Origin of the sequence: Thiohalophilus sp. (assembly GCF_034521165.1) — a bacterium.
In the GTDB taxonomy this organism is placed as follows: Bacteria; Pseudomonadota; Gammaproteobacteria; order UBA6429; family Thiohalophilaceae; genus Thiohalophilus.
The window spans coordinates 118625-145085 of record NZ_JAXHMV010000008.1 but is presented as its reverse complement, the minus strand read 5'-3'; the positions used below and the strand labels follow the sequence as shown (position 1 = coordinate 145085).

The following is a 26461-nucleotide window of genomic DNA, read 5'->3' as shown; positions in this document are numbered from 1 at the left end:
AACCGGAATTGCTAAAATTGAAAGGATTTACTGCCGATAAGTCTATTATGCCGCAATACCGACAATTCGGAATTCGCACGTCTCGCCCTGCCGGTCTGTGGGCCTGGGTTCTGCTTGTCCTGGGTTGCCTCATCTGGGCACCGGCAGCCCTGGCGGACAGAACCATTGACTCCGTCACCCTGGACGGCTCTGCCTCGGTCACTGTCGAGCCCGGGGCGACCATCACTGCCTCGGTCACTGTTACAACCACCGGGCCGGGCAATAGTCCCGCGACAAGATGGGAATCCACCGACTGGCGCATTGCTTCCTCACCTCCCGGTTCAATCAATTGTGAGAACACACCTGATCACGGTGGTGCCGGGACCTACAATGAAAGCTTTTCAATTACCGCCCCGGCTACCAGTGGTACTTATAATGCGTACTTCATCGCCTATGAGGATGATAGCTGCGGTGACGGCGCCAGCACTCTCTTCACGCTAACTGATGCCGTTACGGTCAGTTTACCTCCGGTTGCCGATTACCGTCTGGACGAAGATGCCTGGGACGGAACGAGCGGCGAAGTACTGGATTCAAGCGGCAATGCTAATCACGGCACCGCGGTCAACGGTGCCGATACGCTAGATCCGGGACGTATCTGCCGCGCCGGTCTTTTCGACGGCAATGATGACTACGTGGATGTTCCGAATCTATCTGACAGCCTCAATGGTACGGCAAGCCTGGCCTTCTGGATCAGAACCACACAAACGGGCAATAACACCGCGTGGCAGGCCCCCGGAATAACCGGTGTCGAGCAAAATGGCGGGACGGACGATATTTTCTGGGGCTGGATTGACGCTGCCGGACGCATTGGGATCACTGTAGGCAATGACAACAGCGCGAAATCGAATACTGTCATAAATGACAATCTCTGGCACCACATTGTCCTGACCCGCAATGCCACTAATGGCGAATACAAGATCTATATCGACGGCAACCTGGATGCCTCTGGCACCATTGCCTTTGGCACTATCGGGACAGACTACAGCAGTATCGGTCGTATTGAAGATACCGGCGGGTCACCGGAATACTTTCAGGGTGAACTCGACGAAGTCTTGATTTTTGATGCCGTGCTGAATGACGCCGAGGTTCAGGCCGGTTATACCAGCCAGAGCTCGGGGAATAACTGGGATGGTACCGGGCGCACCTGCGCCGGAGCACCGCCCTCCGCCTGCCAACCGATTACACCTGGCAATACCACCACCAATACTGTCAATGATGACTCAATTTCTCTCGATGTCCCGGCCGATGTCGATGCGGGTGATATTCTGATTGCCCATGTCTCGGTTCGTCGGGATGACAGCTGCTGGTTAAGTATTTGCGCTGATAATATCACGCCACCCTCGGGCTGGACCAAAGTACGCCATGATGTCTCCGGTGACTGGGGTGGTCCTTTCAATTGGCGATTCGATAGCTCTATGAGTCAGGCTGCTTACTATCGAATTGTTGATGGTACCGAACCCGGCTCTTATCAATGGACTTTTCCCGATGATCGCGCGGCCGGTGGTATTACCGCCTTCAGTGGCATCGATGTCACGGATCCGATTGATGACGACAGTGGTCAGGCCGACGATGATTCGACCATCACAGCGCCTTCTGTCACCAGCACCGAAGACAACAGCTATCTGGTCGCGCTGTTTGCCAGTGCAAACGGGAACACCGATGTCACTCCCACGGCTTCTCTGACGACACTGTATCAACCACGCACGGGTGGTGGCCCCAATGGCATTGCCATCGCCACCGGCATACACGCATTACCCAATGCAGGCGCCACCGGTGACCGTACCGCAACCGCCAGCAATACTGACAATATCGGCCAGATGCTTGTTCTACGACCCGAAGACTGTCCGACCGGTATCGATCATTTTGAGATCCGTCATGATGGATCGGCCCTGACCTGTAACCCGGAACCCGTCACGATCAGAGCCTGTCTGGACAGTGGCTGTACGACCGAGGCTTCCAGCGACGTCAGCGTCACCCTGTCGCCCACCGGCTGGGTAGGGGGCGACACCAAGATCATCAGCGGCGGCTCGGCCAGCTTCGATCTACGCCACACCACGGCGGAGGCGGTCACCCTGGGCGTCGCCAGCTCCTCGCCCTCGGCTGACTTTCCGCCGGTCTGCGTGAACACGGCTGACGGCACCGACAGTTGCGAGCTCACATTTCATGACACGGGTTTCCTGATCGATGTACCGGCCCAGACCTCCTGTGAAACCTCGACGAGTCTGACTCTCAGTGCTGTCAGAAAGAGCACCACCAATCCAGAACGATGTGTCCCGGCCTTTTCGAGCACAACCAAAAATCTCAAGATCTGGGCAAACTATTCCGACCCGGCCAGCGGTACGCAGAATGTCACCCTGACTCATGCAACCAATGATTACACCCTGCCTGATTCCGAGCCCGGCACGCCCAACGTCCCGGTACAGTTCGATGCCAACGCTGATGCCATCTATAACCTGACCTATCCCGATGCCGGCCAGCTGACATTGAATGCCAAATATGAAGGTAGCGGTGACGATGCCGGACTGACCATGATCGGTAACGACACTTATGTGACCAAACCGGCCCGGCTGTATGTTTACAGCGACGATGCCAACGCCGCTTGCCCCAGTGGCGATGCCAGTTGCTCGCTTTACACTTCCGCCGGGAATAATTTCAATCTGAAAGTCCGCGGTGCCTGTGCCGACACTTCTCTCACACCAAACTTCCAGCTGAATAATATCAGCCTGGGTCACAATCTTGTTGCACCGGCGGGCGGTGATACGGGGTCAATTAATGTCAACAATTTCGACATCACCGCCGCTGACGGTGGCGAACATCTGATCAATAACCAAACAGTGTCCGAGGTCGGCGTGTTTACCTTCACCGCCAGCCTCGGCGCCGGGGTCAGCTATTTTGGCGAAACCACGATCGGTAACGCTACGCTCAATACCAGCGAGAATATCGGCCGCTTCAGCCCGCACCATTTCGATGTCACCGTCACCGAGGCCTGTAATGGAACATTTACCTATTCCGGCCAGCCTTTTACCGTGACGCTGGATTCATTGAACCTGGGCGGTAACCCGACACGCAATTACCGCGACGGATTCGTGCGCGATCCGGTGATTTCCGATGCCGGCAACACGACCAACTTCACCAACAACACGCTGAATACCACCTATTTCACGACCAACGACGGGATCGGCGTGCGCAACGATGTCACCTATACCTTCCCGGACAAGGAAACCGCACCGCTATCGATTACCGAACTGCGCGCCACCGACAACGACGGGATCAGCTCGGACGGCTATACGGAAGGGCAGGTCAATATTCGAAGCGGCCGGATTGCGCTGGACAACGCTTATGGTTCCGAACTGGCCGATCTGCAGGTGCCGATGTTTGCCCAGTACTACAACGGCAGTGCTTTTGTTACCAACACCCTCGATGTCTGTGATAACGGCGTCACTATCGATCTGCTCAATCCCACCGATACCGTGACTGTCGGCGATGGCGATTCGCGTGGTGAGACCTGTGTGCAGGACACCGGCGATCCTGGCGACAGCGGCAGTGGCTGTGCAGTCGCCGCACCGGACACGGATATCCAGTATACTGACACGCCTGACGATGGTGTTTATACGCTCTATCTCAAGGCACCCGACAGCGATGCCAACTTCGATCCCGACAACCCGATCTACGGTAACGTCACCGTGCATTCGAACACACCGGCCTATTTAGAATTCGACTGGGACAACGATGGCAGCGAGCAAGATCCCGAGTCCACCGCCACCTTCGGCCGCTATCGGGGCGACGATCGGATCATCTACTGGCGGGAAAAATTCCAGTAAATAAAGATTCACCACCAGGACACGAAGAATAAATATAATTCGATTGGTGTTATGGCAGACGTAGGCCCGATAAAGCGCAGCGGTATCGGGCATTCCGAAAGATGCCGGACACCGCTATCGCTATGTCCGGCCTACATCAAACCCCCGCCCAGACGTAGGCCCGATAAAGCGCAGCGGTATCGGGCATTCCCGGAAGTGCCGGACACCGCTGCGCTATGTCCGGCCTACCTCAAACCCCCGGCCAGGACGTAGGCCCGATAAAGCGTTAGCGGTATCGGGCATCACGGAAAGTGCCGGACACCGCTTACGCTATGTCCGTCCTGCCTCTCACGCCCAGAACGTAGGCCCGATAAAGCGTTAGCGGTATCGGGCATCACGGAAAGTGCCGGACACCGCTGCGCTATGTCCGGCCTACCTCTCACGCCCAGGACGTAGGCCCGATTTAGCGCTAGCGGTATCGGGCATTTCTTCTATTCGAGATCCATCCCACCAATATTCTTTGGTTCGTTCTTACCCCATCCTGACGAATAGTATCCAATCTCCAGATATTTCTGATAAGAACTGAAAGGCCAGACGACGGGATCATTGACCAAACCGTGTCTTATCGGATTGTAATGGATATAATCTATATGGCGACGCCAGTCTTCCTCGTCCCGAATGAGATGCTCCCAGAATCTGGGTTGCCAGATGTTTCCCGACACCCATGACAGGTGACGAGTTACATAACCTTTTAGCATTTTCCACCGATTAGAAAAATCCGCATCATCCTCGGGCATTCGCCATATACAGTGGAGGTGTTCGGGTAATATCACGATGGCATCCATTTCAAATGGACGACGCTCTTTTACATAACGAAAACCGTTACGCAATATATCTACCGATGATGAAGAATTGAAAATCGGGCATCGGTTTGCGGTTACCACGGTGAAGAAATATATACCGCCCCGAACATAAACGCGTTGATAGTCGGACATGGTTCCTCCCTGAACCTGGTCTTTTTCGTTTGTTGGCAATTTATGGCATCTATCAGAGCATGACAACCCCTTTGTCTGGCCACCCCAAATCCCAACAAATCGCATGTCCGTCTTAGCGCAGCGGTATCGGGCATCCCGAAGAGCGCCGGACACCGCTGCGCTATGTCCGGCCTACATCAAACCCCGGCCAGAACGTAAGCCCGATTAAGCGATAGCGATACCGGGCATCCCTGAGAGTGCCGGACACCGCTGCGCTATGTCCGGCCTACATCAAACCCCGGCCAGAACGTAAGCCCGATTAAGCGATAGCGATACCGGGCATCCCGGAGAGTGCCGGACACCGCTATCGCTATGTCCGGCCTACGTCAAACCCCGGCCAGAACGTAGGCCCGATAAAGCGCAGCGGTATCGGGCATTCCGAAAGATGCCGGACACCGCTATCGCTATGTCCGGCCTACATCAAACCCCGGCCAGAACGTAGGCCCGATAAAGCGATAGCGATACCGGGCATCCCGGAGAGTGCCGGACACCGCTATCGCTATGTCCGGCCTACATCAAACCCCGGCCAGAACGTAGGCCCGATAAAGCGCAGCGGTATCGGGCATCCCGAAGAGCGCCGGACAACGCTGCGCTATGTCCGGCCTACATCAAACCCCGGCCAGAACGTAGGCCCGATAAAGCGCAGCGGTATCGGGCATCCCGAAGAGCGCCGGACACCGCTGCGCTATGTCCGGCCTACATCAAACCTCCGACCGAGACGTAGGCCCGATATAGCCTTAGCGGTATCGGGCATCCCGAAGAGCGCCGGACACCGCTATCGCTATGTCCGGCCTACCTCAAAACCCCGGCCAGAACGTAGGCCCGATAAAGCGTTAGCGGTATCGGGCATCCCGGAAGGTGCCGGACACCGCTATCGCTATGTCCGGCCTACCTGAATATTTTAATAATATTTCCTTCGTGTCTTCGCGTCTTCGTGGTTCAGCTCTTTGAGCTCTTTTATAAATTCAGTTCCTTGATCTTGCGGGTGAGGGTGTTGCGGCCCCAGCCGAGCAGTTTGGCGGCGTCCTGGCGTCGGCCGCCGGTTTTTTTCAGGGCGGTTTCGATCATCACCCGTTCAAATTGCGGCATGGCCTGATCGAGGATGGCGGTATGACCCCGGGAGAGTTCCTGCTCGGCCCAGTGACGCAGCAGTTCGCTCCAGTCGCCGTCGAAACGGGTTTCGTCCTTGCCGTGCAGCATCTCGGGGGGCAGGTCGTCGATGTGCACGACCTGGCCAGGGGACATGACTGTCAGCCAGCGGCAGGTGTTCTCCAGCTGGCGCACGTTACCGGGCCAGTCTTGCCGTGACAGATACTCCATCACTTCGCGGTCCAGGCTTTTGGCATCGACGTTGAGTTCTTTCGCGGCTCTATTTAGAAAATGTTGTGCCAGCAGCGGAATATCTTCCCGTCGCTCGCGCAACGAGGGGATGTGAATGCGAATCACATTGAGGCGATGAAACAGATCCTCGCGAAAGCGCCCCTGTTCCACCAGCTTTTCCAGGTTCTGGTGGGTCGCAGCAATGATACGCACATCCACCTTGACCGCGCTGTGGCCACCCACCCGGTAGAATTCGCCGTCGGCCAGTACCCGCAACAGTCGCGTCTGCAGTTCCGAGGGCATGTCGCCGATCTCATCCAGAAACAGCGTGCCGCCGTCGGCCTGTTCGAAACGGCCCTGACGGGCCGTGTTGGCACCGGTGAAGGCCCCTTTTTCATGACCGAATAATTCGGACTCGAGCAGATCCCGCGGGATCGCTGCCATGTTCAGGGCAATGAACGGCTGTCCGGCGCGCGGGCTGTGGCGATGCAGTGCCTGCGCCACCAGCTCCTTGCCGGTCCCCGATTCGCCGTTGATCAACACAGTGATATTGGATCGCGCCAGACGACCAATGGCCCGAAAGACTTCCTGCATGGAGGGCGCTTCACCGATGATCTCGGCGTCGATCTGGCCCGCCGGGGTTTCCCCGGTATCGGTTTCGCGTCGATGATTGATGGCGCGGCGCGCCAGATCCACCGCCTCGTCCACATCGAAGGGTTTGGGCAGATACTCGAACGCACCCACCTGATAAGCGTTGACCGCGCTTTCGAGATCGGTATGCGCGGTAATAATGATTACCGGCAACCCGGGGTATTTGTCATGAATCCGGCCCAGCAGCTCCAGACCGTCCATGCCCGGCATGCGGATATCACTGATGATCACATCCGGCTCGCTGCGATTGAGCGCGCGCAATACGCTGTCGGCCTCGTCGAAACTGCGCACCTCCATCTCGGCATTTTTAAAGGCCTTCTCCAGCACCCAGCGGATTGAGCGGTCGTCGTCGACGATCCAGATGGTTTCCTTGCTCATGGTTGTCTCACGCCTCAAGTTCGATCGGTATATAGATGGAAAAGACGGTTCGGCCCGGTTCACTGTCGCATTCGATGATGCCGTTATGCTGCTGAATCAGTGACTGGGCGATAGCCAGCCCCAGACCGGTGCCTTCGGCCCGGCTGGAGACCATGGGGAAGAAAATCCGCTCCAGAATCTCCGTCGGGATGCCCGGGCCGTTATCAATAATCTGGATTTGCGCGACCAGATCATGCTGTTTCTGACCAATGGTAAATTTACGCACCACCCGGGTCCGCAGGGTGACATCGCCTTCGCCCTGCAGCGCCTCGATGGCGTTGCGAATGATATTGAGCAGGGCCTGGACGATCTGATCCCGATCGGCGGTCAGGTCGGGAATACTGGGATCATAATCCCGACGCAAGCGGATCCCCTCGGGGGCTTCGGCCAGCAGCAGGCTACGCACATGTTCGAGGACTTCATGGATGTTGACCGCTTCCAGTTTCGGCAGTTTGTTCGGCCCCAGGATCCGGTTGACCAGCTTCTGCAGGCGATCCGCCTCGCTGATGATGACGCCGGTGTATTCCTTGAGCTCATCGGTGGGCAGCTCGCGCGCCAGCAACTGGGCCGCGCCGCGCAGGCCACCCAGGGGGTTTTTGATTTCATGGGCCAGACCACGCAGCATCTGCTGGGTGGTCTGCTGCTGGGCGGCGCGACTTTCGTCCCGGGCGATGCGCAACAGCCGATCCATCTGGCTCACTTCCACCAGCAGTTCCGGCGCCTGTTCCCGCTCCACCAGCGGCAGGGCGGTCAGATCCACCACCACCTCCCGACCGTGGATCAGCTTCAGGCTCACCTCATGCCGGGTAAAGGGATGGCCGCTGGCCAGGGCATCGCGCAGTTCATCGGCGACATTGTCGGGGGTTTCGAACAGCTCCTCGAAGCGGTGCCCGATTAAATGCGGGCCACTGCTGCCAAACAGCATCTCGGTTGCGGCGTTCACATAGCGCAGGCACAAATCCTGGTCGAACAGCATCAGCCCCGAGGTCATGGCCTCGAGGACACGTTGTTGCAAATCGGGGGATGGGGTCATCGTCTCCATACCCGGGCTGTAGCAAGAACCAAACCATAACGCACCATTTTCGATGCCCGTACGGCAGGTTTTTGACCAGCCCGATAAAGGGCTTGAATTACAAGCAGTTAGTGAGCTTGCTCAGTGCTGTTTTGAAATCGCTGCGCTGTTTTGGGCCGCGACGACATACTGTACACACTACAGCATAGCGCAGACTGGCCCTGTATGCACCAAAGTGGTGCGGACCCCTTCAGGGCGAGGATGAAGGTGTCACGGTTTGGGCGGATTGGTCGGTGTTGGTCCGGGAATCGTAACTTTCGGCGGATTGGTGGGCGTCGGCCCTGAACCCGAGGACGAGCTCGATGGCGTAATACTGCGACGCAGCAGGTGGAAGGTGATGCCGGAACTTGCGGCCAGCACCTCACCGTCATTATCCACCACTTCCAGTTTAATTGTATGGGTGCCGCGATCGACGTTGGTCAGAGTCACCGTGGTGCCGGTTTGCTCCAGGGGCTCGCCGTCCAGACGCCAGCGTAACTGATGACCACCGCGCAGGGCCGGCTGAACGTTACCCTGCAGCGTCACGTTACCGGCATTGGCGCGGATGGATTCATCATTACGCGGCGAGGTAATGGTGACCTCATAGCTCGACGCCGCCTCCCGTTCCCGCTCCGGCGGCTGGTAATTGATATCGGGGGATTTTTCAAACCGGATGGCGGGCGCGTCTTTCAGCTCCAGTTCCTCGCTGCCTTCAAAAGGCTGATCGCTGTACTCCACCGAGCCGTCCGGGTTGACCTTTTTGTACACCTTGTCAGCCGCCACAGCCGGCAGGGTGAACAACAGCAAAATAATCAGGCAGTAATTTTTCATATCTCAAGGATAGCCCTGGCACGGCATATCCACAATAGATCTTTACTTCAGGGCGGGCTTATTGGTCAAGAATCCGCTTCGTAAGTAATAGCTCAGGGGCGAGGGACGAGTAACGAGGGTCGAGGGTCGAGGGAACTATAGGCTGCAGGAGGCCAGCCCTCTGGCCGATTGGTTAAGAATAGCACGATCATCGAGGGTGAATCGCCGAGGGGGCTCGGCTCCCACAACGAGATAATTTATTTGCCTTCTTCGTGTCTTCGTGTCTTCGTGGTAAAAGTTTCGTTACAAACAAAAACGCCCCCTTGCGGGGGCGTTTTGTTTTCGCCTGTGTTTCTGCTTACAGGCTGTAGTACATGTCAAACTCGACCGGATGGGTGGTCATGCGGAAACGGGTCACTTCATCCATTTTCAGTTTGATGTAGGCATCGATGACATCATCGGTGAACACACCGCCCTGGGTCAGGAAGGCCCGGTCTTCGCTCAGACAATCCAGCGCCTGATCGAACGAGTGGCAGACGGTCGGGATGCTGGCGGCTTCTTCGGCCGGCAGATCGTACAGGTCCTTATCCATGGCGTCGCCCGGGTGGATCTTGTTCTGGATACCGTCCAGACCGGCCATCATCATGGCGGTGAAGGCCAGGTACGGGTTGGCGGTCGGATCCGGGAAGCGCACTTCGATGCGGCGACCTTTCGGGTTAGCCACGTACGGGATACGAATGGACGCGGAGCGGTTACGGGCCGAATAGGCCAGCATGACCGGCGCTTCGAAGCCCGGCACCAGACGCTTGTAGGAGTTGGTCGAAGCGTTGGTGAAGGCGTTCAGCGCGCGGGCATGCTTGATGATCCCGCCGATATAGTAGAGTGCGGTTTCGGACAGGCCGCCATACTCGTTACCGGAAAACAGGTTCTGGCCGTCTTTCATCAGTGACTGATGCACGTGCATACCGCTGCCGTTGTCACCAACCAGCGGCTTGGGCATGAAGGTGGCGGTCTTGCCATAGATGTGCGCGACATTGTGGATCACGTATTTCATACGCTGGTTCCAGTCGGCCCGCTCCACCAGGGTGCTGAACTTGGTGCCGATTTCACACTGGCCGGCGGTGGCGACTTCGTGATGGTGTACTTCAACCGGCACGCCCACCTCTTCGAGTGCCAGGCACATGGCGGCACGCAGATCGTTCAGGGAATCGACCGGCGGCACGGGAAAGTAACCGCCTTTCATGCCCGGGCGGTGACCGATGTTGCCGTCGGTGTAAACCCGCTCGGAGTTCCATTCGGCTTCTTCGGAATCCACCTTGTAGAAGGCGCCGCTCATATCCGTGCCCCAGCGGACGTCGTCCAGGACGAAGAACTCGGGTTCCGGGCCGAACAGGGCGGTATCGGCAATGCCGGTGGACTGCAGATAGGCTTCACCGCGCTTGGCGATGGAGCGGGGATCGCGCTCGTAACCCTGGCCGGTGGCCGGCTCCAGGATGTCACAGGTCAGGTTCAGGCTTGGCTCTTCGGAGAAGGGATCCAGAAAGGCGCTGTCGGCATCGGGCATCAGGATCATGTCCGATTCGTTGATGCCCTTCCAGCCGGAGATGGACGAGCCATCGAACATCTTGCCTTCGGTAAACAGGTCTTCATCCTCGGCGTGGGCCGGCACGGAAACGTGCTGCTCCTTGCCGCGGGTATCGGTGAAACGGAAATCAATAAATTTGACGCCGTTATCTTTAATCATCTTCATGACTTTGTCAGACATTTAAGCTTCTCCGGTTATCTCAATATTCAGTGTTATCCAGAATTGCGCTGTCGTTGGCGCAGTCCAAAATCTGTTGCCCAATCAGGTGCACGAACCATGCCACACCGTAACAGGCTGATTCGACAGGGGTTTTATACCCTCGTTGCCCGCTACGCGGGACCGTGCGCACCATCACAGTGCACATAATTCAGTATTTGCTTCATCTCGGTGCATTAACGGTACAGCAACCGGACCGATTGCACCCCGTCCACCTCCCGGGCCGCGCGGGCAAAACGCTGGCGCAGGGCTTCGCGCTGATTCTGGTCCCGTTCCAGGGCCAGGTCGATCGGCAGGATCAGCTCCACCTGGATACCGCCCTCCAGATAGTGCAGGGTAGTGTGGGCAATCCGCCGGGATTCTTCAATCTCGCTCCAGGCCTTTTCCAGCCGGGCGAGCACATCGCTGCGGGTGGGCAGTTTCAGATTCAGCGGCACTTTCTCATCGTTTTCGGGATCGATGTGCACCGTAACGTCGTTAACCTCTTCCACGTCCGTGATCACCTTCTTGCGCACCCGTTCGCTGACGTAATGGGCCTCGGACACGCTCAAATAGGGATCGACCTGGATATGCACATCCACCAGGGCCTCGGATCCACTGCGGCGGGTGCGCAGAATATGTAACGCCTGCACGCCGTCGACCTCGAGAATCGCTTCCCGGATCAGCGCCTGGCGCTCCGGCTCCAGGGCCGTATCCACCAGTTCCTTGACGCTGTGGGCGGAGAGATCCCAGCCGATCCTGGCAATCATGTAGGCGACGCCGATGGCGGCGATCGCATCCAGGTATTCCAGCCCCGCCATGCTGCCGGCGACCCCGAGCAAGACGATCAGCGAGGAGATGGCATCGGAGCGGCTGTGCCAGGCGTTGGCCTTGAGCATATGGGATTTGTATTTGCGGGCGATCACCATGCTGTAGTGGTAGATCGCCTCCTTGCCCAGGATCGACACGCCCGCCACGACCAGCGCCCAGAAACTCGGGTGCAGCAGCTTGTCCGGATTGAACAGCCGAATTACGGCATCAATACTGATACCGACGGCCACAGCCATCAGGGCGACACCCAGCCCCACCGTCGCCAGGGTTTCGAAGCGGCCATGGCCATAGGGGTGCTCGGCATCGGCTTCGCGGCTGGAGTGGCGGGCGGCATAAATCACCACCACATCGGTCGCCAGATCCGAGAAGGAATGAACCCCGTCGGCGATCAGCGCCTGGGACTGGGCCAGCCAGCCGACCACGACCTTGAGCACACCGAGAATCAGATCCACCAGAGCACCGACCAGGGTGACCCGGGTAATCTGGCGGGTGCGATCATCCCGCTCGGCGCGGGTAATCACGGGGGCCTGATCCTGTTCAGTCGTTGCCATCGCCAACCTCGATGCGGATCACGATCTCTTCATCCTGTTGCGTGGTTTCCAGCACCTGATGACCGTTGATCCGGCACCAGGCGGGGACATCGTTCAGCGCGCCCGGATCGGTGCAGGTCACCTCCAGCACCTCGCCGGGGGCCAGCACGGCAATCGCATCCTGCACCCGGATCACCGGCATGGGACAGAGCAGACGCCGGGCATCCAGTTGGTGAGTACTCACAAATACCACTCGCCGGGGATACCATCCATGGCCAGGGGAGCGACCTGCAGGGTGCGCTGATGGCCGTCAGTGTAGTTCACTTCCACCTCGACCGCCTCGGCGTCGCGCCCCTGACTGAAGCGGGCAGCGACCCGCGCGGCGGTTTCCACGTCGGCCTCGCTGATATCGCCATCGATCAGGGCCAGCGGCCCGTTGTGGCTGGTGGTGCGCAGGTGCACGAACTGGTTGCGATAGCCTTCCAGGAATTTATTCTCGCCTTCCTCGCGCCCGATGATCACCTTGTAGTTGGGCGCCGGACGCAGATGCCGGCCCACCTTGAGCAACATGATGTCATCCAGCTGGTAATCGCGACCGGGTCGATGCTGCCACATATCCACCAGTTTGTCGGAATAGTTCTTGTCGGTGAGAAAACAGCAGCCGCCGGCCGGCTGGGCGTAGTCGGTAAAACCGAACTGCGCCGCCAGGGCCATTTGCGGCTTGCGCGAACGACCGCTGAAATCATATAACCGTTCACGATCCACCCAGCCTTCGCGCTCGGGCAACGTCGGTGGCAGATTCTTCGCGCACAACGGACGCAGCAACCGATCGCCCGCGCCGGACTCGCGCTGAATCACCGGCATGGTGTCCTTGCGCTGGGACATGGGACGCTGACCAATCACCTCGCCGGTCACAATAAAATCAAACCCGTTGGCCGCGATCCATTCGTGCGCCTTGCGCACCATGAAGCCCTTGCAGTCGAGGCAGGGATTCATGTGCTGACCGTAACCGTGTTTCGGGTTCAGCAGCACGTCCTTGTACTCCTCGATCACATCCACGATATGCAGCTTGATCCCCAGCTGCTCGGCCACCCACAGGGCATTGTTGCGCCTGGGCTTGTCCTTATCCTGCTTGCGGATCGCGTGGGTATGCCCTTCGACACAGAAGCCGGTGAAAAAATTGATCCCCTCCACATGCACGCCCTGCTCCATGAGCACCTTCGCGGCCAGCATGGAATCAAGACCGCCTGAAATCAGGACGACAGCTTTGCGTTGCTCGGACATGGATAGTTACCGGTGTTGCGGGGTTGGTCTGGGGAGAGCAAGGATAGCAGATTCCGTCTCCCGACTCACGAAGACAATCTTAACGCAGAGGAACGCAGAGTTTTCTTTTTCTGTTACAGCAAGGACCTGGTCAGGTTGACGCGGGGAGCAAGCCTGTAAAATTACCACATAACCAGCGGGGCAAAAGATCCCGGTTTTCCAAAAACCCGATCAGACCAGTTCAACTAAAAACTGATTATGAAATCAGTTATTTAACCCTGGCTTGAATCCTTGCCTAAAACGGGAGCCAGGGAACCGCAAGAATTAATTATTGTTTCTCTGCGTTCCTCTGCGTCTTTGTTGCGCGATGTACAGGGATGTACAAGTGTCGCGGGAGGCAGGATGACCTGAGCAACGCGAAGTAATGCTGAATGAAACCCGAAGGGGTTCTACAGTGAGCCGGGAGCGACCCTCTGCGTTGGGTTTTTTTTAATGCAGTCGCCCCTTGCCGCGGGTCCGGCGGGGATCGGGATCGGCCTGCGGGGTGGCATCGGTGATGTCGCCCAGCGCCTGGCGGGCCACGGCGGAGCCGGTGTCCTGCCACAGTTCCAGGCTGCCCAGGGGATCCAGCTGCTGTTCCTGGCGCAGGTTGCGGATCGCCTGCAGGATATCCATGGCGATCACAAAGATCCGGGCCAGTTCGGCGTAGAGTGTGGCGTGGGCCGTGCCACAGCAACCCAGGTGGTGATAGGCGCTGCGGCCCAGATCGACGTAATAGCTGACCCGCACACGGCGGCGCTCGGCGCGGCGCGGAAACAGGCCGCTGTAAAGCAGGCACTGATCACCCACATCGCGCAGCCGCTCCTGCTGTTCCCGGCCCTGGCAGTGGGCGGCCTCAAGGTAATCCAGCGCCAGCACCCGTTGCGCCATCTCCGGTCGATCGAGATAACGCATCAGGGTGAAGACCAGATAACTTTCCAGCTCCGGCTCCAGCGTGACGCCCACGGCCTGTTCGGCCTCGCTGATCAGCGTGTGCCACTGGGACAGCGGCGTATGCTCGGTGTCGATCACAATCGGCCTCCTGATGTGAATCGCCCTGTAAAAATCATCGGCCCATCCGGAACCGAACTTGACTCTTTTTGCACCGGCGGCCGTAAAAACCACGCGCCATGAGGTTATCAGCGGCAGACGGCGCGGCTATAATGAGCGCTCTTTTCGCTGTGTCTATATTAATAAAGGTGTCCGCTTGAGCAAATCCCGCCATCCCGCCGCCGCCCGTACCTTCCAGGGGCTGATCTTCGCCCTGCAACAGTACTGGGCCGAACAGGGCTGCATCGTCCTGCAACCCTACGACATGGAAGTGGGAGCCGGCACCTTTCATACCGCCACCTTCATTCGCGCCATCGGCCCCGAGCCCTGGGCCGCCGCCTATGTGCAGCCCTCGCGCCGGCCCACCGACGGCCGTTATGGCGAGAATCCCAATCGCCTGCAGCATTACTACCAGTTCCAGGTAGTGATCAAACCCTCGCCGCTGGATATCCAGGAGCTGTATCTGGGCTCGCTGCAAATGCTCGGTCTCGATCCGCTGGTGCACGATATCCGCTTCGTGGAAGACAACTGGGAATCGCCCACGCTTGGCGCCTGGGGTCTGGGCTGGGAAGTCTGGCTCAACGGCATGGAAGTCAGCCAGTTCACCTATTTCCAGCAGGTCGGCGGGCTGGACTGCAAGCCGGTCACCGGCGAGATCACCTACGGACTGGAGCGCATCGCCATGTACCTGCAGGGGGTGGAGAGCGTGTTCGATCTGGTCTGGACCGACGGCCCGCGCGGCAAGGTCACCTACGGCGATGTGTTTCATCAAAACGAAGTCGAACAGTCCACCTACAACTTCGAACACGCCGACGTGGAGGATCTGTTCCACCAGTTCGACCAGGCCGAGAAGATGAGCCAGCAGTTGATCGCGGCGCAACTGCCGCTGCCCGCTTACGAACAGGTGCTCAAGGCCTCGCACAGTTTCAACCTGCTCGATGCGCGCCATGCCATTTCGGTCACCGAACGCCAGCGTTATATCCTGCGGGTGCGCAACCTCTCCCGCGCCGTGGCCGAGGCCTATTATGCCGCTCGTGAGGCCCTGGGCTTCCCGATGTGCCAGGAGGGCGTCAAATGAGTCCCTCTATCACCAAAACCAGCGATTTTCGAAAAGAGGGACACCGGGATCTGCTTGTCGAGATCGGCACCGAGGAGTTGCCGCCCAAAGCACTGCTGGCCCTTTCCGCTGCCTTTGAAGAGTGGGTGCGTTACGGGCTTCAGGAAAGTCGCCTGGGCAACCCCGAGATTCAACAGTATGCCAGCCCGAGAAGACTGGCATTACTTGTTAAAGGTCTCCCTGAATCCACGCCGGACCGCACCATCGAACGAACCGGCCCGCCTGCCACTACCGCCTTCGACGAAGAAGGCGCCCTGACAAAAGCCGGCGAAGGCTTTGCTCGCAAATGGGGCGCCAGCGCAGAAGATCTACAGACCAATGACGAAGGCAAGGTTGTTGTTCAACACTATGAAGCCGGTCTGTCAGCTGAATCACTTATTCCCGATATCGTGCGCAACGCACTGGATAAACTGCCCATTCCCAAGCGCATGCGCTGGGGCGATCTGGATGCCTGGTTCGTGCGCCCGGTGCACTGGGTCGTGTTGCTGTTCGGCGACGAGGTGATCGAGGCGGAGATTCTGAGCGTGACCAGCGGACGCGAAACCCGGGGTCACCGTTTTCATCATCCCGATACCATTTATATACCCGCCCCGGCGGAATACGAAGTGCTGCTGGAAAACGAAGGCAAGGTGATTGCGGATTTTGAACGCCGCCGCACCGCCGTGCGCGCCCAGATCGAACAGGCCGCCAGTCAGCACAAGGCCCATGCCGTGATCGATGAAGCGTTGCTCGATGAGGTCACCGCCATGGTCGAATGGCCGGTGGCGATCACCGGCCGTTTCGATGAACGTTTTCTGGATGTCCCCCAGGAGGCGCTGATCTCCACCATGAAAACCAACCAGAAGTATTTCCATCTGGTGGATGACAACGGTCAGCTGCTGCCGCTGTTTATTACTATCAGCAATATCGAAAGCAAACAGCCCGAACAGGTGCAAAAAGGCAATGAACGGGTCATCCGCCCGCGCTTTGCCGATGCCGAGTTTTTCTGGCAACAGGATCGCCAGACGTCGCTGGCACAACGCCTCGATTCACTCAAGAGTGTGGTCTTCCAGCAAAAACTGGGCACGCTGTACGACAAGACCCGGCGGGTGGAAAAGCTGGCCGGCGTCATTGCCGAACAACTGGGTGGCGACAAACAACTGGCCATCCGCGCCGCGCAGCTGTGCAAATGTGATCTGATGACCGAGATGGTCGGCGAGTTCCCCGAACTGCAGGGCATCATGGGCCGTTATTACGCCGGGCTCGATGGCGAACAGCCGCCGATCGCCCGGGCGCTGGATGATTATTACAAACCGCGCTTCGCCGGCGACGATCTGCCTGATGACGTCATCAGTCAATCGCTGGCACTGGCCGATCGGCTCGACACCCTGCTCGGCATTTTCGCCATCGGCCAGATCCCCACCGGCGACAAGGATCCTTTCGCCCTGCGCCGCGCCGCGCTCGGGGTCTTGCGCATTCTGATCGAACAGCAGCTCGATCTCGATCTGCAGGCGTTGCTGGAACAGTCCGCCGCGGGCTTCGACCCATCCCTCAAGGCAGATGAAGCTGTGGAAGCGGTGATCGGTTTTATTCTCGAACGCCTCAAGGCCTATTACCGCGATCAGGGCATTCGCGCGGATGTGCTCGATGCGGTGACCGCTAACCGCCCGACCCGGCCGCTGGATATCGAACAACGGCTCAAGGCAGTGGATCACTTCCGTCAGCTGGAGGCCGCCGACAGCCTGTCCGCCGCCAACAAACGCATCGGCAACATTCTCAAGAAAGTCGAAGGCAGCTTGCCGCAGAACATCGATGCCAGCCTGTTACAGGATCCCGCCGAACAAACCCTGCATGATCGCCTGACCGGCCTGCAGCAACAGGTCAACGAGCAGGTTCAGCAGGCCAACTATCAGCAAGCCCTGAGTCAGCTGGCCGACCTGCGCGAACCGGTGGATCAATTCTTCGACGATGTGATGGTGATGGCCGAGGACGACAAACTGCGCAATAACCGTGTTGCCCTGCTGAACAACCTGCATCAACTGTTTATGCAAATCGCGGACATTTCCCGTCTGCAAGGATAAGCCGATGAACTCCGACTCCTATGACGAAATGCTCCAGGCCGTGCAGGCGTTTCACGACAAGCATGATTTCAAAGGCACCGGTGGCGAGGACCTGCCCTATCGCATCGCATTGATGGCCGAAGAACTGGGCGAGATCTCCGCCTGCGTCACCAAGGGCAAAGACAAGGAACAGCTGGCCGAAGAGGTTGCCGATCTGTTGATTCTGATCATGGGCACGGCCATCTCGGCCGACTTTGATCTGAACCAGGCTTTCTGGGACAAGATGGACAAAATCATGCAGCGCGAATCCAAAATGGTCAACGGGCGGATCCGCGTTTCTGAATTTAAAGACAACTGATCACCACCAAGACACGAAGACACCAAGAACAATTGTTTAATTTATCCATTTTATTCTTTGTGTCTTGGTGCCTTGGTGGTAAATCTCTATCGCTATGAAACTGATCATTCTGGATCGTGACGGGGTTATTAATTACGACTCCGACGACTATATAAAAAGCGTCGACGAGTTCGTGCCGATTCCGGGCAGTCTGGAGGCGATCGCCCGCCTGAACAAAGCCGGCTATCACGTCTATGTCGCGACCAACCAGTCGGGGATTGCCCGCGGCTATTACGACGAGGCCACGTTGCAGCAAATGCACGACAAACTGCGCAAGTTGCTGGCCGATCACGGCGGCCGGGTCGATGGTATCGTCTATTGCCCGCACGGGCCGGACGATCACTGTGACTGTCGCAAACCGTTGCCGGGCCTGCTGGAGCGTATCGCCCATCTCAGCGATCACACTCTGGGGAAGGTGCCGGTCGTCGGTGACTCGCTGCGGGATATCGAATCGGCCCGCGCGGTCGGTGCCACGCCCTACCTGGTCAAAACCGGCAAGGGCGAGCGGACACTGGCCAGGGGTGAGGGCGTCGAAGGTGTGCCGATATATGCCGATCTTGCCCGTTTTGTTGATGATTTTCTCGCCCGTGAGGAGGGTTAAATGCTGTTCCTTCGCTCCACTCTGTTCAGCCTGTCGGTGATTATCACCAGTGTGGTGATCACCTGTATCGTCCTGCTGTTTTATTTTGCGCCGTTTTCCTGGCGCTACTCCATTATCAGTCAGTTCGCCCGCTATAACCTGTGGGTCCTTAAAACCGTCTGCAAGCTCGATTATGTGGTCGAAGGGCGCGAAAACATCCCGGACTCGGCCGCGATCATCTTCAGCAAGCACCAGTCCACCTGGGAGACCATGGCCCTGCAGCAGGTCTTCCCGCCGCTGACCTTCGTGATTAAACGTGAACTGCTGTGGTTGCCCTTTTTCGGCTGGGGCCTGTCGTGCATGGATCCGATTGCGATTAACCGTTCGGCCGGACGCAATGCCATTCGCCAGATCATCGAACAGGGCAGCGAACGCCTCAAGCGCGGACTGTGGGTCGTCATTTTTCCCGAAGGCACCCGGATACGTCCCGGCACCCAGGGCCGCTACAAGATCGGCGGCGCGGTATTCGCCGCCGAGTCCGGTTATCCGGTTGTACCCGTTGCCCACAACGCCGGTTACTTCTGGGCCAAGGGGCAGTTTCTCAAACGGCCCGGTACCATTCGCATGGTCATTGGCCCGCCCATCGACAGCGAAGGCAAATCGGCTGAACAGATTTTGACCGAAGCCAAAACCTTTATTGAAGGTGAGATGGCGCGCCTTGCTCCGGTTGATTCAAGCACCCAAAATCCTCATTAAAAATAAGCTCATGCTATCGCCCCACTTCCTGGCGGTTCAGTATATCGGTTAATATTGATATACTTATCTTTTACCCTGGCAGCGGATATCCCTCCGCGCCGGGGCCGGACCGAACAGACAACCGAATTTATCGAGGCTAGCATGCGAGACGGAAGAATCACCATTACCCAGTTCATCATCGAGGAACAGCGCCGCATCGAGGGCGCGACCGGTGATTTCACCTCCCTGTTGAACGATGTCGTGACCGCCTGCAAGGAGATCTCCAACCTGGTTAACCACGGCGCGCTGGTCGATGTGCTCGGCCAGGCCGGCACGGAAAACGTGCAGGGCGAGGATCAGAAAAAACTGGATGTGATCTCCAACGACGTATTCCTCAAAACCAACGAGTGGTCGGGCCACCTGGCCGCCATGGCCTCCGAGGAAATGGAAGAGATTTACCATATTCCCCAGCAGTACCCTCGTGGTAAGTACTTACTCACTTTTGATCCGCTGGACGGTTCCTCGAATATCGATGTGAACGTCTCGGTCGGGACCATCTTCTCCATCCTGCGCTGCAAGGGCGATTGCCAGGATCCGAGCGCCGGGGATTTCCTGCAGGCCGGTACCGAGCAGATCTGTGCCGGTTACGCCCTGTATGGCCCGTCGACCATGATGGTACTGACCACCGGCAACGGCGTGAACGGCTTTACCCTGGATCAGAATATCGGGGAGTTCATCCTCACCCATCCGAATATGACCATCCCCGCCGACACCAAAGAATTCGCCATCAACACCTCCAACATGCGTTTCTGGGAACCGCCGGTCAAACATTATGTGGACGAATGCCTCTCCGGCACCACCGGCGATCGCGACAAGGACTTCAACATGCGCTGGGTCGCCTCCATGGTCGCCGAGGTTCACCGCATCCTGACCCGTGGCGGCATTTTCCTCTATCCGATGGACGAGAAGATGAAAGCCAGCGGCGGAACCGGCAAACTGCGCCTGATGTACGAAGCCAACCCCATGTCGTTCATCGTGGAACAGGCCGGCGGTATGAGCTCCACCGGCCGCGAGCGGATCATGGAGCTGCAACCGAGCGAGCTACATCAGCGGGTCCCGGTGATCCTCGGTTCAAAGCAGGAAGTCGAGCGGGTCGTGCAATACCACAAGGAACACGACACCAACGCCGCCGCCTGAACCGGGACAACTGGCTGACTACAATAAAACCCGCGGTGAGATCGCCTCGCCGCGGGTTTTTTGTTCCACTTCGGCGACCGCCTGACCCAGAATCCGATCCGCCGTCACCGGCCCCAGGTATTCGCAACAGCCCAGCCACGCCTGATGCACTATCCTCCGCATCTGCTCGCGCCGCAGGTTGACCGCCAGCGTTGCCTCGATGCCCAGCAACCAGCTGTTCAGGCGCCGGGTTTCCGTACTGAACGTTCCACCTTGTAACATCCTCTCGCGTAAAAACTTGCGCAGGCGCAACGCCGTCGGATAGTCCTCCGTCTCCAGTCGCGACAGCAGGCTTTGATAGAGCTGTTCGAACACCGGCTGGGCCGGATCCTGATCGGCCCCCTCCCGCACACCGGGATCATCCAGGTCTCCCTGAAACAAGGTCGCATACTGCCCTTCAATTTCGCGCGGCAGCAGGGCCATCACCTTGGTGACATTGAGGACCATCTCCTTGCGATACGGCCACAGCGGATTGTCCGGTGTAATCAGTTGCTTGATAAATTGCTGGATCGCAAAGCGGGGCGCCCGGCTGAAATGCTGTTCCCAGTTATCGGCCGCCTCGCGACAGGCTTCCAGCGCCATGAAGGGGCTGAGCCCCACCATAATGGCCTGCTTGCGAATGACCAGGCTGTTCTCTTGCGGTTCGGATACGGTTGCGGCCATCGTTTCACTCTCCCTGTTAGTGGTTTTTGCCCTGATGCAACTGGGCGCCCTGGAACTCGGGGTAGGCGATCTCGTAATGCTCGCTGTAGTCCAGTCCACGCTGTTCATCCTCGCTGCTGGCACGCAGGCCACGGGTCAACTGGATCAGGCCGTACATCAACAGCGCCACGGGGAAAGCCCAGGCGAATCCGGCCAACACCCCCAGTACCTGCACCAATACCTGGGCCGGGTTGAACAGATCGCCGGTCAGGAACAGACCGGCCGCCACGGTACCCCAGGCTCCGGCGAAGCCATGTACGGGGACGGCCCCGACGACATCGTCCAGGCGCAATCTTTCCATCAACGCCGTGCCAACCACGACCACCCAGCCGGCAACCAGTCCGGTGATGACCGCATACAGCGGTTCCATGCTGGCACAGCCGGCAGTGATCGACACCAGCCCGCCGATGCCACCGTTGATCGTCTGGGTTAACAGCACCGGTTTACCTCTTAATCCCATGCTCAACAGCGCCCCAACGGCGCCGGCGGCGGCCGCCAGATGCGTATTCAGCGCAATCAGCCCAATACTGGCCTCGGCGCTGGCGGTGCTCCCGGCGTTGAAGCCGAACCAGCCGAGCCAGAGAATAAATCCGCCCAGGGCCACGCTGTTAAGATTGTGTCCGGCAATCAAACGACTCTTGTGTTGTTGATCGTAACGGCCCAGTCTCGGCCCGAGCACAATGATCCCGGCCAAGGCGATCCAGCCACCGATCGAATGGACCACGGTGGATCCGGCAAAATCGATAAAGCCCAGCTCCGCCAGCCAGCCACTGCCTTCGTAAAGGCTGCCCCATACCCAGCTGCCATAGACCGGGTAGATCACGGCACACACAATCACCGCGCCAATTAAATAGGCACCGTAACGGGTCCGTTCGGCCATGGCGCCACTGGCGATGGTCACCGCCGTGGCCGCGAACATGGTCTGGAAAAACAGCAGGCTGTAATCCATATGCTCGGCATTGCCGAGCCAGAAATGACTTTGCCCCAACAGGCCGGTGGGATTGGCACCGAACATCAGGCCATAACCGATTAACCAGAACGCGAGACTGCCCAGACACAGGTCCATGTAGTTTTTCATCACCACATTGACCGAATTCTTGGCCCGTGCCATGCCGCTCTCCAGCAGGGCAAAACCGGCCTGCATGAAAAACACCAGCGCCCCGGCGGTGATCAACCAGACGGTATCCATTGATTGTTGCAATTCGGCCGTATTATTCGCCATGGCCGGGGCAATACCGGCCAGCCCCAGCATGAGCACAATCCACTTGCGTTGTCGTTTCATTCCTGCCCTTTGTCTTTGCTATTGAATAACAACGTGATTCACTGCAAAGCATTGAGCAATTGCTGTGCCAGGAAAAAATCAGGGTAAACCCCGGTTCTTTACCCTGACCTGCCTCTTTTTGGCACAAAGCCTTTTGCGCCATGCACCAGAACGTGGCCTCAGTTGATCCGATCACCCCGGGTATTATCCGGCGCCAAATCAACGACTGCCCGCAAGGCGGGTTGTATGATGAACGCCCCCAAAAAGGGGATGTCAGGGAGTGGGGAACGTAAAACGCACGTCTACACGACGATAATAGTCTCGCAGAGACTTATAGCATGCTGAAAATGAGCGATATCAGATCTCTTTGCGCCATGGCGGCTCTGCGAGAGATAACTTTTCCTGCTGCTGCAGACCAGAGCAAAACAGATGATGCCCGGCCATAATACTCTCGCAGAGACGCAGAGCACGCTAAGAAGTGAATAAAATCAGATTCTTTTGCGCCGTGGCGGCTTTGCGAGAGACACGTTTTTCCTTTCAGCGGTTATCGGGGTTGTAGTAATAGGCGAAGCAGCCAGGGCACAGGCCGTAATCGATCGGGGAGGGGGGATGGCTGATCCAGTCCGGGATCCAGTCCCAGTGGTTTGAGCGGTTCTGTTGCCGATTTCTATAACAGCGGCAATGGGTACACTGGCAATAGTGTCCCGCACTATCGCGGTACAGTTCGCTTTGCGCCGGGTGTGGCGTACGCCAGTGCCGGCCTACCTGTTGATCGCGGTTTATCACCAGCAAGCCGGCGCCGAAGCCCAGGTTATGCAAACTCATGTTAAAGCAGCGATACTCTTGCGCAGAGGAACATTCATAATCGTGCAACAACGGCTGATCACTGCTATTTTCCAGGCCGCGCAGATAAAGCTCCACATAAAACGGGTGTAACACTTCCGGCAGGGCGTCGGTGATGTGACGTCCCCGGGTCCAGTCAGTACTGATGACTGGCTCACCCTGGTTATCCCGGGCAAACCGGAACCAGGCGGGATTCATATAGGCGAGGGCGAAATCCGGCCATAAACCGTAAACAGTCCCGGGATGCTGTTCCAGCAAGGCGATCGAAAAATGCTGCGCCAGCAGTTGCCGAAAACCGGGATCGCAATGCAGTTCAGACATGTTTCATCGGTCAGATTCAGACAGGCAGCAACCGTATCAAAGACCAGGGACAAATCGGCCGGATCGGCAGATTGGCGTTTACTGACCGACTTTACTCCGGCTGTTGCCGCAGCTCAATGCAACATGGCCGGATGCAAAACAGGTCTATCTATTGCGCGACGCCATGGAGCCGGCCGGACGGCCGGAGTCAGACGTCGAGATTATTCGCGTTCAGGGCGTTGGTTTCGATGAACTCGCGACGCGGTTCGACCTGATCGCCCATCAGGGTCGTGAAGATCTCGTCGGCCGCAATCGCATCCTCGATCTGCACCTGCAAGAGGCGACGGGATTCGGGATCCAGGGTGGTCTCCCAGAGCTGTTCGGGATTCATTTCGCCCAGGCCCTTGTAACGCTGAATGTGTTGACCGCGCTTGGCCTCTTCCAGTAACCATTCCATGGCCTGACGAAAGGCGGTAATCGGATGCTGTTTGTCACCGCGTTGAATGAATGCACCGTCTTCCAGCAAGCCGTCCAGCTGCTCGCCCAGGGTACGAATCGCCTTGTATTCCCCCATTTCGAAAAATTCGCGGCTAAACAGATAGTCGCTGCTGATGCCGTGGCGAATGGCGGTCACCGTCACCTGCCAGCTACCGCTTTCATTTTCATCGCTTTTAAAATGGAACTGGAACTGTTTGTTGGTGCTGTCGTCAGTGGCCAGCCGTTGTTGCAATTCAGCAAACCACTGCTGCATGCCGTCGTTATCCAGCAGTTGCGCATCCTGCAATCCGGGCATGTAGATCATTTTCTCCAACACGATCGCCGGATAGCGACGACTCAGGCGGCGAATCGTGTCATTGACCAGCATGTGCTGTCGGGCCAGCTCTTCCAGGGCCTCGGCGCTGAGCGGCGGGGCACTGTCGTTCACATGCAGTTCGGCGCCATCCAGCGCGGTCTGCAACAGATGCGCGTTGAGCTCGGGATCGTCTTTGAGATAGCGCTCCTGTTTGCCTTTTTTGATTTTGTACAGCGGTGGCTGGGCGATATAGATATAACCGTGCTCGATCAACTCGGGCATCTGGCGATAGAAAAAGGTCAGCAACAGGGTGCGGATGTGCGAGCCGTCCACGTCGGCATCGGTCATGATAATGATACGATGATAACGTAACTTATTGATATCAAACTCTTCTTTACCGATTCCGCAACCCAGGGCGGTGATCAGCGTGCCGACTTCCACCGAGGAGAGCATCTTGTCGAAACGGGCTTTTTCCACGTTCAGGATCTTGCCCTTCAATGGCAGGATCGCCTGGGCACGACGGTCCCGACCCTGTTTGGCCGAGCCGCCGGCGGAGTCGCCCTCCACCAGGAACAGCTCGGAGAGGCTGGGATCTTTCTCCTGACAATCGGCCAGCTTGCCGGGCAGGCCGGCGATATCCAGCGCCCCCTTGCGACGGGTCATTTCGCGCGCCTTGCGGGCGGCCTCGCGGGCACGGGCCGCATCCAGAATCTTGGAGGCGATCCCCTTGGCATCATTGGGATGTTCGAGCAGGTATTCGCTGAATTTCTCACCCATTACCGATTCAACGACACCTTTAACTTCCGAGGAGACCAGTTTGTCCTTGGTCTGGGAGGAGAACTTGGGATCCGGCACCTTGACCGACAAGACGGCGCAAAGCCCCTCACGCGCATCGTCGCCGCTGGGATTGACCTTGGCTTTTTTTGTAAGCCCTTGATTTTCAATATAGTTATTCAGCGTCCGGGTGAGCGCGGTCCGAAACCCCGACATGTGGGTGCCGCCGTCACGCTGCGGAATGTTGTTGGTAAAGCAGTAGATATTCTCCTGATAGGAGTCATTCCACTGCATCGCCAGCTCGACCCAGATGCCGTCTTTTTCCAGATTCAGATAGAACACATTTTCGTGTAGCGGGGTCTTCTTGCGATTGAGATGCTCGACGAAAGCCTTGATACCGCCCTCGTATTCGAACACATCCTGCTTGTCCGGCTCGCGCTCGTCGCTCAGCACAATGCGGACACCGGAGTTCAAAAATGAGAGTTCGCGCAGCCGTTTGGCCAGGATATCGTAGTGAAATTCGGTATCGGTGAAAATTTCGGTGCTGGGCTTGAAGCGGATTTCGGTCCCGGTCTGTTCGGTTTCGCCCAGCGGCTTGAGCGGGTACTGGGGCTCACCCAGCTGGTATTCCTGCTGATAGACCTTATTATCCCGGCGGATCGTCAGTTTGAGGTGTTCGGAAAGCGCATTGACCACGGAGATCCCCACCCCGTGCAGGCCGCCGGAAACCTTGTAGGAATTGTCATCGAATTTACCGCCCGCGTGCAGCACGGTCATGATCACCTCGGCGGCGGAACGGCCTTCTTCCTCATGCAGGTCGGTCGGAATCCCGCGGCCGTCATCCCGGACCGAGACGGAGCCGTCGCTGTGGATGGTGACCTCGATACTCTTGCAGTGGCCGGCCAGGGCTTCGTCGATGGAGTTGTCCACCACCTCAAACACCATGTGGTGCAGTCCGGTGCCATCATCCGTATCGCCGATATACATGCCGGGGCGTTTGCGCACGGCATCGAGCCCTTTCAGAACCTTGATATTCGAGGAATCGTAATGTTGTTCGCTCATGGGCGGG

General features: G+C 57.9%; 20 protein-coding genes. 7 read left to right on the top strand and 13 right to left on the bottom strand.

Annotated features, from left to right (window positions below):
- The first annotated feature begins 17 nt into the window (after window positions 1-17).
- Window positions 18-3860: a LamG domain-containing protein gene (locus tag U5K34_RS05395; protein WP_322567450.1), complete on the top strand. Its 3843-nt coding sequence runs from the start codon at window positions 18-20 to the stop codon at window positions 3858-3860.
- 470 nt (window positions 3861-4330) lie between these two features.
- On the opposite strand, the gene U5K34_RS05390 is transcribed toward U5K34_RS05395, so the two are convergent.
- From U5K34_RS05390 to U5K34_RS05350, 9 genes are all read right to left on the bottom strand, one after another.
- Window positions 4331-4834, bottom strand: coding sequence for an REP-associated tyrosine transposase (locus U5K34_RS05390; RefSeq protein ID WP_322567449.1), 504 nt, complete (start codon window positions 4832-4834; stop codon window positions 4331-4333).
- A gap of 996 nt (window positions 4835-5830) precedes the next feature.
- The gene (gene ntrC, locus U5K34_RS05385; protein ID WP_322567448.1) at window positions 5831-7222 is read right to left on the bottom strand and encodes a nitrogen regulation protein NR(I); all 1392 of its coding nucleotides are present in this window, start codon (window positions 7220-7222) and stop codon (window positions 5831-5833) included.
- A gap of 7 nt (window positions 7223-7229) precedes the next feature.
- The gene (gene glnL / locus U5K34_RS05380) at window positions 7230-8294 is read right to left on the bottom strand and encodes a nitrogen regulation protein NR(II) (protein ID WP_322567447.1); all 1065 of its coding nucleotides are present in this window, start codon (window positions 8292-8294) and stop codon (window positions 7230-7232) included.
- 249 nt (window positions 8295-8543) lie between these two features.
- Window positions 8544-9143, bottom strand: coding sequence for a DUF4124 domain-containing protein (locus U5K34_RS05375; protein ID WP_322567446.1), 600 nt, complete (start codon window positions 9141-9143; stop codon window positions 8544-8546).
- A 337-nt stretch (window positions 9144-9480) separates the two neighbouring features.
- A complete protein-coding gene (gene glnA / locus U5K34_RS05370; RefSeq protein WP_322567445.1) occupies window positions 9481-10887 on the bottom strand; it encodes a glutamate--ammonia ligase in 1407 nt (468 codons plus the stop codon).
- A gap of 212 nt (window positions 10888-11099) precedes the next feature.
- Window positions 11100-12284 carry a cation diffusion facilitator family transporter gene (locus tag U5K34_RS05365; protein WP_322567444.1) on the bottom strand — a complete coding sequence of 395 codons (1185 nt, stop codon included), beginning with the start codon at window positions 12282-12284 and terminating at the stop codon, window positions 11100-11102.
- Complete coding sequence (locus U5K34_RS05360; protein WP_322567443.1) at window positions 12271-12507, bottom strand: sulfurtransferase TusA family protein; 237 nt, start codon at window positions 12505-12507, stop codon at window positions 12271-12273. The genes U5K34_RS05365 and U5K34_RS05360 overlap by 14 nt, the downstream gene beginning before the upstream one ends.
- Window positions 12504-13547: a hypothetical protein gene (locus tag U5K34_RS05355; RefSeq protein ID WP_322567442.1), complete on the bottom strand. Its 1044-nt coding sequence runs from the start codon at window positions 13545-13547 to the stop codon at window positions 12504-12506. The genes U5K34_RS05360 and U5K34_RS05355 overlap by 4 nt, the downstream gene beginning before the upstream one ends.
- A 468-nt stretch (window positions 13548-14015) precedes the next feature.
- On the bottom strand, window positions 14016-14597 hold the full coding sequence (locus U5K34_RS05350; RefSeq protein ID WP_322567441.1) for a hypothetical protein: 582 nt from the start codon (window positions 14595-14597) through the stop codon (window positions 14016-14018).
- Between the two features lie 175 nt (window positions 14598-14772).
- Between U5K34_RS05350 and glyQ the strand changes: the two genes are divergently transcribed.
- The 6 genes from glyQ to U5K34_RS05320 all read left to right on the top strand — a co-directional run bounded on the left by glyQ (window position 14773) and on the right by U5K34_RS05320 (window position 20680).
- Window positions 14773-15693, top strand: a complete 921-nt coding sequence (glyQ, locus tag U5K34_RS05345; protein ID WP_322567440.1) for a glycine--tRNA ligase subunit alpha — start codon at window positions 14773-14775, stop codon at window positions 15691-15693.
- On the top strand, window positions 15690-17792 hold the full coding sequence (glyS, locus tag U5K34_RS05340; protein WP_322567439.1) for a glycine--tRNA ligase subunit beta: 2103 nt from the start codon (window positions 15690-15692) through the stop codon (window positions 17790-17792). The genes glyQ and glyS overlap by 4 nt, the downstream gene beginning before the upstream one ends.
- 4 nt (window positions 17793-17796) lie before the next feature.
- Window positions 17797-18129, top strand: coding sequence for a nucleoside triphosphate pyrophosphohydrolase family protein (locus U5K34_RS05335; protein ID WP_322567438.1), 333 nt, complete (start codon window positions 17797-17799; stop codon window positions 18127-18129).
- 94 nt (window positions 18130-18223) lie between these two features.
- Window positions 18224-18769 (top strand): D-glycero-beta-D-manno-heptose 1,7-bisphosphate 7-phosphatase, encoded by a 546-nt coding sequence (gene gmhB, locus U5K34_RS05330; RefSeq protein WP_322567437.1) that lies wholly within the window; start codon window positions 18224-18226, stop codon window positions 18767-18769.
- Complete coding sequence (locus tag U5K34_RS05325) at window positions 18770-19504, top strand: lysophospholipid acyltransferase family protein (protein ID WP_322567436.1); 735 nt, start codon at window positions 18770-18772, stop codon at window positions 19502-19504.
- Between the two features lie 141 nt (window positions 19505-19645).
- On the top strand, window positions 19646-20680 hold the full coding sequence (locus tag U5K34_RS05320; protein ID WP_322567435.1) for a class 1 fructose-bisphosphatase: 1035 nt from the start codon (window positions 19646-19648) through the stop codon (window positions 20678-20680).
- 18 nt (window positions 20681-20698) lie between these two features.
- Here the strand turns inward: U5K34_RS05320 and U5K34_RS05315 are convergent, their stop codons facing one another.
- The 4 genes from U5K34_RS05315 to gyrB form a co-directional block, all read right to left on the bottom strand.
- A complete protein-coding gene (locus tag U5K34_RS05315; protein WP_322567434.1) occupies window positions 20699-21382 on the bottom strand; it encodes a hypothetical protein in 684 nt (227 codons plus the stop codon).
- A 16-nt stretch (window positions 21383-21398) separates the two neighbouring features.
- Window positions 21399-22703 carry an ammonium transporter gene (locus U5K34_RS05310; protein ID WP_322567433.1) on the bottom strand — a complete coding sequence of 435 codons (1305 nt, stop codon included), beginning with the start codon at window positions 22701-22703 and terminating at the stop codon, window positions 21399-21401.
- Window positions 22704-23219: 516 nt separating this feature from the next.
- Window positions 23220-23846, bottom strand: a complete 627-nt coding sequence (locus U5K34_RS05305) for a hypothetical protein (RefSeq protein WP_322567432.1) — start codon at window positions 23844-23846, stop codon at window positions 23220-23222.
- 187 nt (window positions 23847-24033) lie between these two features.
- Complete coding sequence (gene gyrB / locus U5K34_RS05300; RefSeq protein ID WP_322567431.1) at window positions 24034-26454, bottom strand: DNA topoisomerase (ATP-hydrolyzing) subunit B; 2421 nt, start codon at window positions 26452-26454, stop codon at window positions 24034-24036.
- Window positions 26455-26461: the final 7 nt, after the last annotated feature.